The sequence below is a fragment of the Embleya sp. NPDC025285 genome (assembly GCF_055558835.1).
In genome coordinates, this window is the sequence record NZ_JBVHLU010000038.1 from 45,015 (window position 1) to 60,620 (window position 15,606).

At 72.2% G+C, this 15,606-nt stretch carries 16 protein-coding genes; 13 read left to right on the forward strand and 3 right to left on the reverse strand.

Features of this window, described 5'->3' with window-relative positions; genetic code table 11:
* The first annotated feature begins 75 nt into the window (after positions 1-75).
* From ACZ4FV_RS25160 to hypE, 13 genes are all read left to right on the forward strand, one after another.
* Positions 76-1,860 carry a nickel-dependent hydrogenase large subunit gene (locus ACZ4FV_RS25160; protein ID WP_395873177.1) on the forward strand — a complete coding sequence of 595 codons (1,785 nt, stop codon included), beginning with the start codon at positions 76-78 and terminating at the stop codon, positions 1,858-1,860.
* A complete protein-coding gene (locus tag ACZ4FV_RS25165) occupies positions 1,857-2,390 on the forward strand; it encodes a hypothetical protein (RefSeq protein WP_402240344.1) in 534 nt (177 codons plus the stop codon). Before ACZ4FV_RS25160 ends, ACZ4FV_RS25165 begins: the two co-directional genes overlap by 4 nt.
* Positions 2,387-3,037: a DUF5947 family protein gene (locus tag ACZ4FV_RS25170; RefSeq protein WP_395873180.1), complete on the forward strand. Its 651-nt coding sequence runs from the start codon at positions 2,387-2,389 to the stop codon at positions 3,035-3,037. The genes ACZ4FV_RS25165 and ACZ4FV_RS25170 overlap by 4 nt, the downstream gene beginning before the upstream one ends.
* Complete coding sequence (locus ACZ4FV_RS25175; RefSeq protein WP_395873181.1) at positions 3,034-3,750, forward strand: DUF6084 family protein; 717 nt, start codon at positions 3,034-3,036, stop codon at positions 3,748-3,750. Before ACZ4FV_RS25170 ends, ACZ4FV_RS25175 begins: the two co-directional genes overlap by 4 nt.
* Complete coding sequence (locus tag ACZ4FV_RS25180) at positions 3,747-5,177, forward strand: hypothetical protein (RefSeq protein ID WP_402240342.1); 1,431 nt, start codon at positions 3,747-3,749, stop codon at positions 5,175-5,177. The genes ACZ4FV_RS25175 and ACZ4FV_RS25180 overlap by 4 nt, the downstream gene beginning before the upstream one ends.
* Entirely contained in the window at positions 5,174-5,803 is a 630-nt protein-coding gene (locus ACZ4FV_RS25185; protein ID WP_395873183.1) for a hydrogenase maturation protease, read from the forward strand. Before ACZ4FV_RS25180 ends, ACZ4FV_RS25185 begins: the two co-directional genes overlap by 4 nt.
* Complete coding sequence (locus ACZ4FV_RS25190) at positions 5,788-5,886, forward strand: DUF6893 family small protein (protein WP_395873184.1); 99 nt, start codon at positions 5,788-5,790, stop codon at positions 5,884-5,886. The genes ACZ4FV_RS25185 and ACZ4FV_RS25190 overlap by 16 nt, the downstream gene beginning before the upstream one ends.
* Positions 5,887-6,061: 175 nt before the next feature.
* Positions 6,062-6,451 (forward strand): hydrogenase maturation nickel metallochaperone HypA/HybF, encoded by a 390-nt coding sequence (locus ACZ4FV_RS25195; RefSeq protein ID WP_465323285.1) that lies wholly within the window; start codon positions 6,062-6,064, stop codon positions 6,449-6,451.
* 6 nt (positions 6,452-6,457) lie between these two features.
* Complete coding sequence (gene hypB / locus ACZ4FV_RS25200; RefSeq protein ID WP_402240336.1) at positions 6,458-7,348, forward strand: hydrogenase nickel incorporation protein HypB; 891 nt, start codon at positions 6,458-6,460, stop codon at positions 7,346-7,348.
* Positions 7,345-9,705 carry a carbamoyltransferase HypF gene (gene hypF / locus ACZ4FV_RS25205; protein ID WP_402240334.1) on the forward strand — a complete coding sequence of 787 codons (2,361 nt, stop codon included), beginning with the start codon at positions 7,345-7,347 and terminating at the stop codon, positions 9,703-9,705. The genes hypB and hypF overlap by 4 nt, the downstream gene beginning before the upstream one ends.
* 70 nt (positions 9,706-9,775) lie before the next feature.
* A complete protein-coding gene (locus ACZ4FV_RS25210; RefSeq protein ID WP_395873188.1) occupies positions 9,776-10,123 on the forward strand; it encodes a HypC/HybG/HupF family hydrogenase formation chaperone in 348 nt (115 codons plus the stop codon).
* On the forward strand, positions 10,120-11,247 hold the full coding sequence (gene hypD / locus ACZ4FV_RS25215; protein WP_465323286.1) for a hydrogenase formation protein HypD: 1,128 nt from the start codon (positions 10,120-10,122) through the stop codon (positions 11,245-11,247). Before ACZ4FV_RS25210 ends, hypD begins: the two co-directional genes overlap by 4 nt.
* 43 nt (positions 11,248-11,290) lie before the next feature.
* Complete coding sequence (hypE, locus tag ACZ4FV_RS25220) at positions 11,291-12,358, forward strand: hydrogenase expression/formation protein HypE (RefSeq protein ID WP_395873245.1); 1,068 nt, start codon at positions 11,291-11,293, stop codon at positions 12,356-12,358.
* A 60-nt stretch (positions 12,359-12,418) separates the two neighbouring features.
* On the opposite strand, the gene ACZ4FV_RS25225 is transcribed toward hypE, so the two are convergent.
* The 3 genes from ACZ4FV_RS25225 to ACZ4FV_RS25235 form a co-directional block, all read right to left on the reverse strand.
* The gene (locus ACZ4FV_RS25225) at positions 12,419-13,147 is read right to left on the reverse strand and encodes a gamma-glutamyl-gamma-aminobutyrate hydrolase family protein (RefSeq protein WP_465323287.1); all 729 of its coding nucleotides are present in this window, start codon (positions 13,145-13,147) and stop codon (positions 12,419-12,421) included.
* 57 nt (positions 13,148-13,204) lie between these two features.
* Positions 13,205-14,656, reverse strand: a complete 1,452-nt coding sequence (eat, locus tag ACZ4FV_RS25230; RefSeq protein WP_395873246.1) for an ethanolamine permease — start codon at positions 14,654-14,656, stop codon at positions 13,205-13,207.
* Between the two features lie 177 nt (positions 14,657-14,833).
* Positions 14,834-15,577: a FadR/GntR family transcriptional regulator gene (locus ACZ4FV_RS25235; RefSeq protein ID WP_395873191.1), complete on the reverse strand. Its 744-nt coding sequence runs from the start codon at positions 15,575-15,577 to the stop codon at positions 14,834-14,836.
* Positions 15,578-15,606 lie beyond the last annotated feature (29 nt).

Sequence of the window (15,606 nt, forward strand, 5' to 3'; positions counted from 1 at the left end):
CCTTCGCGCAGTTCCCGACCCCGCGGCCGACCTCACGCGTGCCGCCGTCCCCACCGCAGAAGGGCACGACACACGATGGCACCCTCGACCAAGACGGCCGCCGATGGCAGCGGCCTGACCGAGATGTCCTGGGATCCGATCACCCGGATCGTCGGCAGTCTGGGCATCCACACCAAGATCGACTTCAAGCAGAAACGGGTCGCCGAGTGTTACAGCACCTCGTCGGTCTTCCGCGGCTACAGCGTGTTCATGCGCGGCAAGGACCCCCGCGACGCGCACTTCATCACCAGCCGGATCTGCGGCATCTGCGGCGACAACCACGCCACCTGCTCGGTGTACGCGCAGAACATGGCCTACGGCGTGAAGCCGCCGCACCTGGCCGAGTGGATCATCAACCTCGGTGAGGCCGCCGAGTACATGTTCGACCACAACATCTTCCAGGAGAACCTGGTCGGGGTGGACTACTGCGAGCGCATGGTCCGCGAGACCAACCCCGGCGTGCTGGATTTGGCCGAACGCACCGAGGCGCCGCACGCCGCCGAACACGGCTACCGCACCATCGCCGACATCATGCGCTCGCTCAACCCGATCGAGGGCGAGTTCTACCGCGAGGCGCTGGCGGTCAGCCGCTACACCCGGGAGATGTTCTGCCTGATGGAGGGCCGGCACGTACACCCCTCCACGCTCTACCCGGGCGGGGTGGGCACCGTCGCCTCGGTCCAGTTGTTCACGGACTACCTGTCCCGACTGATGCGCTACGTCGAGTTCATGAAGCGCGTGGTCCCGCTGCACGACGACCTCTTCGACTTCTTCTACACCGCCCTGCCCGGCTACGAAGAGGTGGGCCGGCGGCGGGTGTTGCTCGGTTGCTGGGGCGCGCTCAACGACCCCGACCACTGCGACTTCACCTACCGCAACATGACCGACTGGGGCCGGCGGATGTACGTCAGCCCCGGCGTCGTGGTCGACGGCAAGCTGATCACCAACGACCTGACCGAGATCAACCTGGGCATCCGGATCCTGCTCGGCAGCTCCTACTACCAGGACTGGGAAGGCCAGGAGCAGTTCGTCACGCACGACCCGCTGGGCAACCCGGTCGACCCGCGCCACCCGTGGAACCAACACACCATCCCCGCACCGCAGAAGCGGGACTTCGAGGGCAACTACAGCTGGGTGATGTCGCCGCGCTGGTTCGACGGTACCGACTACCTGGCCCTGGACACCGGCGGCGGCCCGCTTGCCCGGCTGTGGTCCACCGCGCTCAACGGCCTGGTCGACACCGGCTTCGTCAAGGCCACCGGGCACAGCGTGGTGATCAACCTGCCCAAGTCGATGACCAAGCCGGAGACCACCTTCGAGTGGAAGATCCCACAGTGGAGCAACGCCCTTGAGCGGAACCGGGCGCGCACCTACTTCCAGGCGTACATGGCCGCCATGGCGGTGTACTTCGCCGAGAAGGCGCTCGAGGAGGTGCGCTCGGGCCGGACCAAGACGTGGGAGAAGTTCGAGGTGCCCGACCAGGCGGTCGGTGTCGGCTTCACCGAGGCCGTGCGCGGGGTGCTCTCGCACCACATGGTGATCAGGGACGGGAAGATCGCCAACTACCACCCGTATCCGCCCACTCCGTGGAACGCCAGTGTCCGCGACACCCTGGGCACCCCCGGGCCGTACGAGGACGCGGTGCAGAACACGCCGATCTTCGAGGAGAACTCCCCGGAGAACTTCAAGGGCATCGACATCATGCGGGCCGTGCGCAGCTTCGACCCCTGTCTGCCGTGCGGCGTGCACATGTACCTCGGCGACGGCAAGACACTGCAGAAGCTGCACGTACCCACCGGGCTGAGCGGGCTGAGCGGATGAACGCCGAGCAGACCGGACTGCGGGTCGAGGAGATCCTCACCCGCCTGGACGACGGCGCCGACCCGGGCGTTCGCGCCGGGGCCGAGGAACTGGTCCGCGCCCTGATGGACTTCTACGGCGCCGGTCTGGCCCGACTGGCCGCGCTGTTGCGCGACGCCGACGCGGATCGGCGCGGCGTGCTCGACGACGAACTGGTCACCACCCTGCTCGTCCTGCACGACCTGCACCCCGACGACACGCCCACCCGCGTCGCGCGCGGCCTCGCGGCGCACCCCGAACACCGGGCCGAACTCCTCGACTACGACGAACACAGCCGGACCGTGCGGCTGCGGATCGCCGCCGCGAGCGGCGGCTGTGGATGCGCGAGCGGGGGCGCCCAGGGTTCGCGCGAGGGCGTGGAAGGCCTCCTGGCCGGCTGCGCGCCCGAGATCGAGCGGATCGAGATCGAGGAGATCCCGGCCGCGCCGCCCGAACCCGCGCTGCTCCAGATCGGCATCCGACCGGCCGATCCGGCTCGGGCCGCACGGTGAGCGCGCCACCCCCGACGACCGTGCGGCCGGCGGGTGGGCTGCGCCGATTCCGGCGCCCCACCGGGCCACAGCCGGAACGTTGCGAGCTGTGCGCCCAGGAGGTCGGCGCCGGACACCGCCATCTCGTCGACACCGACGCGCGGGTCCTGGCCTGCGCCTGCCGGGGCTGCGCGATGTTGTTCGAGCGGCGCGGCGCGGCCGGCGGTCGCTATCGGGCGGTGCCCGAGCGCTACCTCGTCGACCCCGAGCACAGCCTGGACGACGGCGCCTGGGACGCCCTGCAGATCCCGGTCGGCCTGGCCTTCTTCCTGCGCAACGCCGCGCTCGACCGGCTGATCGCGCTCTACCCGAGCCCGGCCGGCGCCACCGAGAGCGACCTGGACCCCGAGCAGTGGCAGGCGGTGCTCGGCGAGAGCCGGCTCGCCGGACTGCTGCGCCCCGACGTCGAGGCGCTGCTGCTGCGCCGCACGGACGACGAGAGCGAGTGCTTCCTGGTCCCGATCGACGTCTGCTACGAGCTGGTCGGTCGCATGCGACTGCGCTGGCGGGGCTTCGACGGCGGCGCCGAGGCCCGCGAGGACCTGGCCGCGTTCCTCGCCGACGTGCGCTCGCGTGCGCGGGTGCCGGGAAGGGACGACGCGCCGTGACCGAACTGGACTTCTCCTGCGTCGGCGTGCGCGCGGACGGCTACGCGGCGGGGCCCACCCTGGTCTTCCGGCTGCGGATCACCGCCGCCGAGCAGGCCCGGGTGCACGCGCTCGCGTTGCGCGTGCAATTGCGGATCGAACCGGCCCGGCGCCGCTACGGGACGGCCGAAGGCGACCGGCTGGGCGTGCTGTTCGGGGAGCGTTCCCGCTGGGGCGGCACGCTCCACCCGATCGAGTTCGCCCAGGTGGCGTTGACCGTGCCGGGCTTCACCGCGGAGACCGAGGTGGACCTGGTGGTGCCGTGCACCTACGACATGGACATCGCCTCGTCCCGCTACTTCCACGCGCTGGGCGAGGGAGAGGTGCCGTTGCTGATGCTCTTCTCCGGAACCGCGTTCACCGGCCCGGGCGGTTTCCGGGTGGAGCCGGTGCCCTGGCACAAGGAGGCCGCCTACCGGATGCCGGTCACGGTGTGGCGGGAGATGGTCGAGCAGCACTTCCCCGGCTGCGGCTGGCTGCGACTGCCGCGCGAGGCGATGGACGCGCTGCTCGCCTATCGGGCCCGGCACGCGCTGCCCTCCTGGGAGGCCACGATGCGGGCGCTGCTGGCGACCGCGGAACCGGCCACCGCGGCCGATCGGGTGCTCGGCGTTCCGGGCAACCGCACCGGCGGGTCGGACCGGACCGGCCCCACCGAGGAGAGAGTGCCATGACGCTGTTCGGACTCGCGATCCAGGAGCGGTTCGCCGCCGCGCGACAGATCGCCGACGCCGTGCTGTTCGAGGGCTACGTGCTCTATCCGTACCGGGCCTCGGCCGCCAAGAATCGCATGCGCTGGCAGTTCGGCGTGCTGGTGCCGCCCGCCTGGGGGCAGGGCAGCGGCGAGCACCACGACCAGCGCACGGAGTGTCTGATCGAACCGCGTGCGGACGCGAACCTCTCGATCGAGCTGCGCTTCCTGCACGCCCAGCGGCGCACGGTGCAACAGGTCGGGCCCGACGGCGGGTTCGCGGCGGTGGACGCGCTGGAGCTGCCGGATCGGGTGCTCGTCCCGTGGGACGAGGGCGTCGAGGAACGGGTCGAACTCGTGCTCCCCGTCGCGGCGTCCGCCGGGGCCGGGCTGGTCCTGCCGTTCGATCGGGCCGAGCACCAGGAGACCGAGGACGTCGAACTCGACGGCCGTGTGTGTGGGCGGCTGGTCCGCCGGCGGGCACGGATCGAGGGGGAGATCCGGGTGCGGACCACCGAGATTCCCGGCCCGTACCGCACCCTCAAGCTGACCGTCGAGGTGGCGAACACCAGTGGGTGGAAGCCGGATCCGGGTGTCGACCGGGACGCCGCGCTGCCGTACGCGCTGGTGTCGGCGCATGTGCTGCTGGGTCTGGACACCGGCTCCTTCCTGTCCATGACCGACCCGCCGGAATGGGCCACGGGCGCCGCCGCGTCGTGTGCCAACCTGCGGACCTGGCCGGTGCTGGTGGGGGAGCGGGACGACGTGGTGTTGTCCTCGCCGATCATCCTGGAGGATCACCCGCAGGTGGCCCCGGAGAGCCCGGGCGCGCTCTACGACGCGACCGAGATCGACGAGATCCTCGCGCTGCGCACCTCGGCACTGACCGAGCGGGAGAAGCGCGAGGCCCGTGGCACCGACGCCCGCGCGGGCGCCGCCGTGGACCTGGTCGACTCGCTGCCCCCGGAGGTGTGGGATCGGCTGCACGGCACGGTGCGGGCGCTGCGGGAGAACACCGGGCCGAGCGGGGCGAGCGGGCCGACGACCCTGATCGAACCGGGGGTGCCGGGTGAACAGGGCGAGTCGGGCGAGCCGGGTACCGACCGGCCCTGGTGGGATCCGGCGAGCGACGCCGGGTTCGATCCCGCCGCGGATCGGGTGCTGGTGGACGGGCGCTCGATCGGTGCCGGCAGTCGGGTGCGGCTGCGACCGGGGCCGCGCCGTACCGACGCCCAGGACCTGTTCCTGCACGGTCGGGACGCGCTGGTCGAGGCGGTGCTGCACGACGTGGACGGCGCGGTGCATCTCGCGGTGATCGTGGACGGCGACCCCGGCGCGGACATCCGGCGGGCCCAGGGCCGGTTCCTGTACTTCCAACCGGACGAACTCACCCTCCTGGAGGACGCGTGACCGGCCAGGGCCCGCCGGCCGACCGCGTCGAACGGGTGCTCGTCGCCGGAGTCGGCAACATCTTCCTCGGCGACGACGGCTTCGGGGTGGAGACCGTCGCCAGGCTGGCCGGGCACCCGCTGCCGGCCGGCGCCGAGGTGGTCGACTTCGGCGTACGCGGCGTGCATCTGGCCTACCAACTCCTGGAAGGCTACGAGACGTTGATCCTGGTGGACGCCACCGCGCGCGGCGGCGCACCGGGCACGGTGTACCTGATCGAGGCCGCCGTACCGGGATCGGTCGAACCCGGGGCGGCCCTGCTGGACGGCCACCGGATGGGGCCCGACGCGGTGCTCGCGCTGCTGGGCACGCTGAGCGCGGGTACCGGCGGGACGCCGCCGCGCCGGGTGCTGGTGGTGGGCTGCGAACCCGCCGACCTGGACGAGCGCCTGGGCCTGAGTCCACCGGTCGCGGCCGCAGTGGACGAGGCGGTCGCGCTGATCCTGCGGGTGCTGCGCGGGCAGACGCCCCTGGAACCACCGACCGGCGCGCCGAACGCGCCGGATGCGGTCGATGTCCGACCCGCCGCCGTGGACGCGGCGCGCGGTCCCGAGCCTGGAGAGGTGCCGGCATGCGAAGGATTCTGATCGGCGGAGTGGCCCTGTTCGGGCTTGTCGTGCTCGCGAATCGAGCGGACATCCTGCGCTACGTGCGGATGCGTTCCATGTAGCCCGTTCAGCGACGGGTCCCGGGGCGGAGCCCGGCGCGCTAGGGCGAATGGCGTACGCGCGGCGTCGTACACGGCGTGGGTGCCGGGACGCGTCGCCGGTGGTGCCTGTAATGGAGCGTGGGCTCGTCGAGTCGGTGGGCTCCCAGTGGTGGACGTCGAACCCGGGAGAGGGCCGATGCACGAGATGTCGATTGCGCTGGCCGTCATCGAGCAGGTCGAGGCGGCGGCGGCGCGCGGCGGTGAGCGCGCCGCGCTGACCGTCCGGCTGCGGGTCGGCGAACTCGCCGGGGTGGTTCCCGACGCGCTGGCCTTCGCCTTCGAGGTCGCGCGGGTCGAGACGGTGCTGCGCGACGCGGAGTTGGTGGTCGAGAGCGTCCCGGGCCGGGCCCGCTGCGCGGGGTGCGCCGTCGAGTGGGCGGTGGGCATGCCGCCGGACCTGTGCTGCCCCACGTGTGCGGGCGCGACCGCCGAGCTGTTGTGTGGACGGGAGTTGCAGATCGTCGACGTGTGCTGGGCCGATCCGGTCGAGGACGTCGGATACGCCGAGGCCACTCAGAAGGGTTGAACCGTCATGTGCCGAGTCGACGAGTTGCGGCAGGCCGTACTCGCTCACAACGATCGCGGCGCGAGCGACCTGCGCGCCGAACTGGCCGCGCGCGGGGTGATCGCGGTCAACCTGCTTTCCAGTCCCGGCAGCGGCAAGACCGCCCTGCTGGAGGCCGAACTGCGGCTGGCCGGCGAACGCGGGGTGTCGGTGGCGGCGTTGACCGCCGACCTGGCCACCGACAACGACGCGACCCGGTTGGCCCGGGCCGGCGCGCCGGTCAAGCAGATCCTCACGGACGGGTTGTGCCACCTGGAGGCGGCGATGTTGCGTCGACAACTCGCCGGCTGGTTGCCGGCGAGGACGCGGCTGCTGTTCGTCGAGAACGTCGGCAATCTGGTTTGCCCGGCCTCCTACGACCTGGGCGAGAGCCTGCGGGTCGCGCTCGCGTCGGTCACCGAGGGGGAGGACAAGCCGCTCAAGTATCCGTCCGCGTTCGGTCTGGCGAACCTGGTGGTGGTGACCAAGATCGACCTCGCCGAGGCGGTGGAGTTCGACGAGGGCGCCTTCCTGGCCAACGTCCGGCAGGTGAACCCCGGGGTCGAGGTGTTGTTCACCTCGGCCAGGACCGGTCGCGGGGTGGGGGATCTGTTGACGCGCGCGGTCGCGGTGCTCGACGGTGCGGCGGTGCACACGCCGGTGATGGCGCGGCACGCGGCCGACGGGCACACCCACGCGCACACCCACGCGCACGGATCGCCCGGGAGCGAGTCGGAGAACGAGTCCGGTCACGGGCACCGGCACGCCCACCCGCACGAGCCCGGGCATTCCCATGCCCACTCGCCCGAGGGCGTACGCGCCCATGTCCACACGCACGGGATCGACCCGCGGTCGGCTCCGGTGCGGGAGTCGTCTTGACCACCGGCCGACCGCCCGAGGTCGCGCAGCGGCGCCGGATCATCGTGCGCGGCACCGTACAGGGCGTGGGCTTTCGGCCGTTCGTCTACACGCTGGCCACCGAGTTGGGCCTGGCCGGACATGTCACCAACACCGGTGCGGGCGTGCTCGTCGAGGTCGAGGGCGGGTCCGCCGAGGTGGCCGCGTTCTGCCGGCGGATCGACACGGACGCACCGGCGCTGGCCTCGGTCGAGTCGATCACCCACGAGGAACTCGCGATCGGCGGCGACACCGGGTTCACGATCGTGGCGTCCGTGCCACCCGAGCCGGGCGCCGCGCACCGTACCCGGATCCCGCCGGATGTCGCCACGTGTGATCGCTGCCTGGCCGAACTCGAGGACCCCGCGGATCGCCGGCACCTGCACCCGTTCATCACGTGCACCGACTGCGGTCCACGCTTCACCATCGTCACCGCGCTGCCCTACGACCGGGCGCACACCACGATGGCCGACTTCCCGATGTGCCCGGACTGCGCCCGGGAGTACGGCGATCCCGGCGATCGGCGCTTCCACGCGCAACCCATCGCGTGCCACGCCTGCGGCCCCCGGTTGTCCCTGGTCGACGCCGACGGGGCGCCGATCGGCTTCGGCACCCTGGACGAGGCCCGCCGGATGCTCGCCGAAGGGGCGATCCTGGCGGTCAAGGGCATCGGCGGGTACCACCTGGCCTGCGACGCGGCCGACCAGGACGCGGTGTCGCGGCTGCGCGAGCGCAAGGGACGCGGCGACAAACCCTTCGCGTTGCTGGCCCGCACCCTCGCCGAGATCGAGCCGTACGCCGAGATCACGGACGCGGAACGGGAGTTGCTCACCGGCGCCGCCCGGCCGATCGTGCTGCTCCGGCGCCGTAGGGCGGCCCGGGCCGCGCTGCCGGAGGCGATCGCCCCGCGCTGCCCCGACCTGGGCTTCATGTTGCCGTACACGCCTGTGCACCACCTGCTCCTGGGACTGCTCGACGACCGGCTCGGGCCGCGCCTGCTCGTGCTCACCAGCGGCAACGCGGCCGGCGAGCCGATCGTGACCGAGGACGCCGAGGCGCTGACCCGGCTCGCGCCGCTGGCGGACGGCTGGCTCACCCACGACCGACCGATCCGGGTGCCGCTGGACGACTCGGTGGTGCGGGTCGTGGACGGCGAACCCCTGTTCGTCCGGCGCTCTCGGGGCTGGGCCCCGCTGCCGATTCGGCTGCCGCTGGCGGTGCCCGCGACGCTCGCGGTCGGCGGGGACCTGAAGAACACGTTCGCGCTGGCCGAGGGCCGCGAGGCGTGGTTGTCCGGGCATGTCGGCGACATGGACGACCTGGGCACGCAACGTGCGTTCGAGCACGCGGTCGGGCACCTGGGCGCGATCACCGGCGTGCGTCCCGACGTGCTGGTCGCCGATCGCCATCCGGGCTATCGGTCCACCGGCTGGGCCCGGCGCACCGCGGCCCGGCGGCCGGTGCGGCTGGTCCAGCACCATCACGCGCACATCGCCGCCGCGATGGCCGAACACGGCGCGGACGGCGCCGCGCCGGTGTTGGGCGTCGCCTTCGACGGGACCGGCTACGGGGAAGACGGCGCGGTGTGGGGCGGCGAGTTCCTGCTCGCGGACTACGCCGGCTTCCACCGGGTGGCGCACCTGCGCTACGCGCCGCTGGCCGGCGGCGACGCCGCGGTGGCCCGGCCGTATCGGATGGCGCTGGCGCACCTGCACGCCGCCGGGATCGAGTGGGCGGACGATCTGCCCTGTGTGCGGGCCGGATCCGACGAGGAACGCCGGGTGCTGGCGCGCCAACTCGAACGCGACCTGAACTGCGTGCCCACGTCCAGCATGGGCCGGCTCTTCGACGCGTTCGCGTCGCTGATCGGCGTCTGTCACCTGGCCGGCTACGAGGCGCAGGCGGCGATCGAGTTGGAGGGCGCGGCCGTTCGGCGGCCCGGCCCGGTCCCCGGGTACACGTTCGCGCTGCTCCCTGGGGACGGTGAGGGTGATCCGCTGATCGCCGACCCGGGCCCGGTGTTCGCGGCGGCGATCGCCGACCTCCGCGCCGGTTGCGACCCGGAACTGCTCGCGGCGCGCTTTCACCACGCGGTCGTCGACCTGGTGGTCGCGGTGGCCGAGCACACGCGTGAGCGGCACGGGCCGACGCCGGTCGCGCTCACCGGCGGCGTGTTCACCAACGCGATCCTGTCCTCGGCCTGCGGACGGGCGCTGCGCGCACGGGACTTCACCGTGCTGCGGCATCGCCTGGTGCCGCCGAACGACGGCGGGCTGGCGTTGGGCCAAGTCCTGGTCGGGGCGGGTCGGCGGGTGCCGAGCGGGACGGGCGGCCCGTGACGGGCGCCCGCAGACCCACGAGTGGACGGCCCGCGGGCCGCGGTCGTTGTCGGATGACGAGGAGAGACCGATGTGCCTGGCGGTGCCCGGCAGGGTGACGAAGATCGAGGAACGGGACGGAACCCGGATGGGCCTCGTCGACTTCGGCGGCGTGGTCAAGGAGGTGTGCCTGGAGTACGTGCCCGACCTGAGGGTGGGCGAGTACGCCATTGTGCACGTGGGCTTCGCGCTGCAACGGCTGGACGAGGAGTCGGCCCTGCGCACGCTTGCCCTGTTCGACGAGATGGGGCTGCTCCAGGAGGAGTTCGGCGACCCCTGGGAGGCGGCCGGCGCGGCGTCGGGGGAGTTCGTCCGGCCCGAGCCGGTGGTTGTTCCCGACCCGATTCCCGGTGGTGTGTCGAAGGAGGTCCGGCGGTGAAGTACCTGGAGGAATTCAGCAATCCGGAGGTCGGTCGCCGACTGCTGGACGAGATCCGGGCCACGGTGACCCGGCCGTGGTCGATCATGGAGGTCTGCGGCGGGCAGACGCACACCATCATCCGCCACGGTATCGACCAACTGCTGCCTCCCGAAGTGGAGTTGATTCACGGGCCGGGCTGCCCGGTGTGTGTGACGCCGCTTGAGGTGATCGACAAGGCGCTGGCCATCGCGGCCCGCCCGGGGGTGATCTTCTGCTCGTTCGGCGACATGTTGCGGGTGCCGGGCACCGATCGCGACCTGTTCCGGGTGCGCGGCGAGGGCGGCGACGTGCGGGTGGTCTACTCGCCGCTGGACGCGCTCGCGATCGCCCGGGACAACCCCGACCGCGAGGTGGTGTTCTTCGGCATCGGCTTCGAGACCACCGCGCCGCCCAACGCGATGACGGTGTATCAGGCCAGGCGGCTGGGCATCCGCAACTTCAGCCTGCTGGTGTCGCACGTGCGGGTGCCGCCGGCGATCGAGGCGATCATGAATTCGCCCGACTGCCGGGTGCAGGGCTTCCTGGCGGCCGGTCACGTGTGCAGCGTGATGGGTGTGGAGGAGTACCCGGAGTTGGCCGAGCGGTATCGGGTGCCGATCGTGGTCACCGGATTCGAGCCGTTGGACATCCTGGAGGGCATCCGGCGTACGGTCCACCAGCTCGAGCGGGGCCGGCACACGGTGGACAACGCGTACGCCCGGGCGGTGCGGGCGCAGGGCAACCCCGCCGCGAAGGCCATGCTGGCCGACGTGTTCGAGGTGACCGACCGGGCCTGGCGCGGCATCGGGGTGATCCCGGACAGCGGGTGGCGGTTGTCCTCGCGCTATCGCGACCACGACGCCGAGTACCGCTTCGATGTGACCGGGATCGAAACCGTGGAACCGGCCGAGTGCCGCAGCGGCGAGGTGTTGCAGGGCCTGCTCAAGCCCAACGAGTGCGCGGCGTTCGGCACCACCTGCACGCCGCGCAATCCGCTCGGCGCCACCATGGTCTCCAGCGAGGGCGCGTGTGCCGCCTACTACCTCTACCGCCGGCTCGACGCCGCCGGCACCGTGCCCCGGGAGGCGACCCCCGTTGTCTGAGCTCACCGACCTCGCCCCGGTCACCGGGTCCGCCCCGGTCGCGATGCCCGATGCGCCTGCCGCGCCGGACTTCTCCGGGTGGACCTGTCCGGCCCCGTTGCGCGACCATCCGCGGATCGTGACCGGGCACGGCGGCGGCGGCGCGCTGTCCGCCGAACTCGTCGAGCACGTCTTCGCGCCCGCGTTCGGCGGACCCCTGCTCGCCTCGCTCACCGACTCCGCGGTGGTCACCCTCGGCGGAGCCCGACTGGCTTTCTCCACCGACTCGTTCGTGGTCCGCCCGCTGTTCTTCCCCGGCGGGAACATCGGCGAGCTCGCGGTCAACGGGACGGTCAACGATCTGGCCATGAGCGGCGCCAAGGCGGCCTATCTGTCCGTCGGGTTCATCCTGGAGGAGGGCGTGGAGACGGCGGTCGTCGCCCGGGTCGCCCAGGCGCTCGGCGGCGCGGCCCGCGCCGCCGGAGTCGAGATCGCCACCGGCGACACCAAGGTCGTCGAGGCCGGGCACGGGGACGGCATCTACCTCAACACCGCCGGGATCGGCCTGGTCCCGGCCGGCGTCGATCTGCGCCCGCAGCGCGCCGCCCCGGGCGACGTGGTGATCGTCAGCGGCGACATCGGCGTCCACGGGGTGGCCGTGATGAGCGTGCGCGAGGGCCTGGAATTCGACGTCGAGATCCGCAGCGACTGCGCCGCGCTGGGCGGGCTGGTCGAGGCCATGCTGGCGGTCACCCCGGACCTGCACGTGCTCCGCGATCCCACCCGGGGCGGCCTGGGCGCGGCGCTCAACGAGATCGCCGCGGCGGCCCGGGTCGGCGTGGAGATCGCCGAACGCGACGTCCCGGTGCCGCCCCAGGTGGCCAACGCGTGCGCGATCCTGGGCCTGGACCCGCTGTATGTGGCCAACGAGGGCAAGCTGGTCGCCTTCGTGCCCCGCGAGCACGCCGACGCGGTGCTCGCCGCGATGCGGGCGCATCCCCTGGGTGCGGGGGCGGCGGTGATCGGCGAGTGCGTCGAGGCCCATCCGGGAATGGTGGTGGCTCGTACCGGATTGGGCGGAACGCGGGTGTTGGACATGCCGATCGGCGAGCAACTGCCCCGGATCTGTTGAGCGGTGGCACCCATCGCGCGACGGCCGCCTTGGATGCGACGCGGCCGTCGCGCGCGGACCTCAGGCGGCCGGGGTCGGGACCAGGCGGGGCCGGCGGGCGGCGGCGATCAGGGCGCGGGCCACCCGGTCGTCCGTCCCGGACTCGGGATGCCACTGGACGCCCAGGACGAAGGTGTCGCCCGGGAGTTCCACCGCCTCGACGATGCCGTCCTCGGCCCGGGCACCGGGCACCAGGCCGCGACCGAGTCGCTCCACACCCTGATGGTGGTAGGTGGGTACCTCGTACGGTTCGGCCCCGAGCGAGGCGAACAGCGTGCCCGGGATCGGCGCGACGACATGCGCGGAGAGTCGGCCGGGCGGGCCGGTGTGCCCGTCGTGGCCGACCACGTCCGGCAGGTGCTGGCACAGGGTGCCGCCCAGCACCACGTTCAGCAGTTGCATGCCGCGACAGATCGCCAGGAGTGGTGTATTCGAGGCCAGCGCGGCCTCGATCAACGCGCTCTCCCACACGTCCCGGGCCTCGTTCGGGGGACCGGTGCGCGGATGGGGCTCGGCGCCGTAGCGGGTGGACCGTACGTCCGGACCACCCGCGATCACCACCGCGTCCACCCGGGCCACCGTCTCGGCGGCGGCCTCCGGGACGTCCGGCGGCAACATCACCGCCAGGCCGCCGGCACGTTGGATGTGGGTCGGGTAGTCCATGGGGAGCAACACGGCGGGCAGGTGCCACACCCCCCATCGCACGGATTCCTCGTGGTAGGTGCTGATACCGATCAGTGGTTTGGGCATGGGGGGTCGCTCGGTTCCTCAAGGTCGCGGCGTCGGTGCGGGTGGAGGGTGGCGGGGTCAGTCCCGGCCGAGTTCGGCCTCGGCCGCGGCCAGTGCGGCGAACTCTTCCTCGGGGGCGTTCGCCACCAGATGATGCCGGCTGTAGAAGGCGAAGTAGGCGAGTGCGACGGCGTAGACGCCCAGCGCGATGAACGCCGCCCGCTTGTCCACCAGGAACGTCGCCGCCAGCGCCGAGCAGGCCAGCACGAACGCCACCGAGGAGGTGGCGACACCACCGGGGGTGCGGTACGGCCGGGGCAGGTCGGGCTCGCGGCGGCGCAGCACGATGTGCGACAGCGACATCAGCGCGTAGGAGATGGTCGCGCCGAACACCGCGATGTTCAGCATCCGGGCACCGTCCCCGCTCCACGCGGCCAGTGCGAAGCCCAGCGCGCCGGGCACCAGCAGGCCGAGGTAGGGGGCCTTGCGTCGGCTGGTCAGGGACAGGAAGCGGGGCAGGTAGCCGGCCCGGGACAGTGCGAACAACTGCCGGGACCCGGCGTAGATCAGCGAGAAGAACGAGGCGACCAGTCCGGCCAGGCCCGCGTAGTTCACGAAGCGGCTCAGCGGGGTCGGGTCGCCGTCGCCCTGGAGCGCGGTGACCAGCGGGTTGCCCGCCTCCTGGACCGCACTGGAGCCGTGCGCGCCGGTCGCGGCCAGGAAGGTGAGCACGGCCAGGAGCAGCAGCACGCCGATCGACAGGCTCATCGCCCTGGGCAGCGTGCGGGCCGGGTCCTTGGTCTCCTCGGCGGCCAGCGGCACACCCTCCACACCCAGGAAGAACCACATCCCGAACGGGAACGCGGACCAGATGCCGAGCAGGCCGAACGGAAGCCAGGAATTGGCGCCGAGCGCGTCGTGGTCGACCGGGATGTCGTTGAGCCCGCCGGCGTCGAATTCGGTGAAGGCGCCGACCGCGAAGATGAGCAGCGCGGCCACCGCTATTCCGGTGACCACGAAGCTGAACCGCAGCGCCTCGCCGACGCCCCACAGGTGGATGCCGATGAAGACGACGAAACAGGCGAGGTAGACCGGCCAGGACGAGGTCAGGCCGAACAGGTTCAGGGACTCGACGTAGTCGCCGATGAAGATGACGATCGCGGCGGGCGCAAGCACGTACTCGATCAGGATCGCGGTGCCGGTCAGGAAGCCGCCCCAGGTGCCGAGCGCGCGGCGGGCGAAACCGTAGCCGCCGCCGGCGGCGGGCAGGATCGAGGACAGTTCGGCCAGCGAGAACACCATGCACGTGTACATCAGGCCCATCAGGGCGGCGGCGATCGCCAGGCCGCCGAAGCCGGCCTCGGCCAGGCCGAAGTTCCAGCCGGAGAAGTCGCCGGAGACGACGTACGCCACACCCAGACCGGTGAGCAGGAGCCAGCCCGCGCTGCCGCGGCGCAGCGCCCGCTTCTCCAGGTAGTTCTCCGCCTCGGCGGACGCGCCGCCGCTGCCCTGCTTCGTGCGCGCTTGGATGTCGTCGACCACGAGCCACTCCTGACGGGAGGGAGGGGAGGGAGAATTATTGGTTCGAGCGCATACCTTTGCTCCTCGGGTCGACACGGCGCAAGGTTTCCGGGCGGATGTCTTTTCGGGCCCGTGTTCGCGCTCGGGCCCGCCGAGGGCCCGTCGAGGGTCGCCGGCGCGGACGGCTCAGGCCAGAAATCCGCGCAGCAGCGCGGCGGTTCCCGCGCAGTGTTCGCGCATCACCTCGGCCGCCGCGTCCGGGTCGCCGTCCAGGATCGCCTCGACCAGCGCGGTGTGCTGGTGCTGCGAGTGCTCCAGGTTGCGCACCAGCAGCGGGATGCAGTCCAGCAGGTCGTTCACCGTGGCCCGGACCGCCGCGTACTGGCCGGCCAGGGTCGGCGAGCCGCACAACTGGGCCAGCGTCAGATGCAGCAGCGTGTCCCGCCGCCGGTACTCCGCCAGCGGCGCGTCCCGGGTGTGGGCCAGCGCCGCCCGCAACCGCGCGGCCTGCGCCTGATCCAGGCCCTGCGCCGCGCACAGCCCGGCCGCGCCCACCTCCAGCACCTCGCGAAAGCGCAAGGTGTCCTCCACGTCCACCTTCGCGATCCGGCGCCGCAGCTCGGCGGCCGAACCGTCGCCGACCGGGTTCGGGCGCTCGCGTACGAAGGTGCCGCCGTAGCGGCCCCGGCGGCTCTCCACGATGCCCTGGTCGGCCAGCACCTTGAGCACTTCGCGCAAGGTGACCCGGCTGACCCCGAGCCGGTCGGCGAGGTCGCGTTCGGCGGGCAGCCGGCCGCCGTCGGAGACCAGTCCCAGCCGGATCACCTGGAGGATCTGCTCCAACGCCTCCTCGAAACCGTTGCCCGCGCGCACCGGCCGCAGCAGCGGCGACAGCCCGTCCTTGGGCTCCGCTGCGGATCGCTCGTTCACGATCCCTCCCCTCCGGCTCTTCCCAATCA

Coding starts and splice junctions, on each gene's coding strand:
- ACZ4FV_RS25190 (WP_395873184.1), top strand. CDS start 5,788: ATGCGAAGGATTCTGATCGGCGGAGTGGCCCTGTTCGGGCTTGTCGTG.
- ACZ4FV_RS25180 (WP_402240342.1), top strand. CDS start 3,747: ATGACGCTGTTCGGACTCGCGATCCAGGAGCGGTTCGCCGCCGCGCGA.
- ACZ4FV_RS25210 (WP_395873188.1), top strand. CDS start 9,776: ATGTGCCTGGCGGTGCCCGGCAGGGTGACGAAGATCGAGGAACGGGAC.
- ACZ4FV_RS25225 (WP_465323287.1), bottom strand. CDS start 13,147: ATGCCCAAACCACTGATCGGTATCAGCACCTACCACGAGGAATCCGTG.
- ACZ4FV_RS25165 (WP_402240344.1), top strand. CDS start 1,857: ATGAACGCCGAGCAGACCGGACTGCGGGTCGAGGAGATCCTCACCCGC.
- ACZ4FV_RS25160 (WP_395873177.1), top strand. CDS start 76: ATGGCACCCTCGACCAAGACGGCCGCCGATGGCAGCGGCCTGACCGAG.
- hypB (WP_402240336.1), top strand. CDS start 6,458: ATGTGCCGAGTCGACGAGTTGCGGCAGGCCGTACTCGCTCACAACGAT.
- ACZ4FV_RS25195 (WP_465323285.1), top strand. CDS start 6,062: ATGCACGAGATGTCGATTGCGCTGGCCGTCATCGAGCAGGTCGAGGCG.
- hypE (WP_395873245.1), top strand. CDS start 11,291: ATGCCCGATGCGCCTGCCGCGCCGGACTTCTCCGGGTGGACCTGTCCG.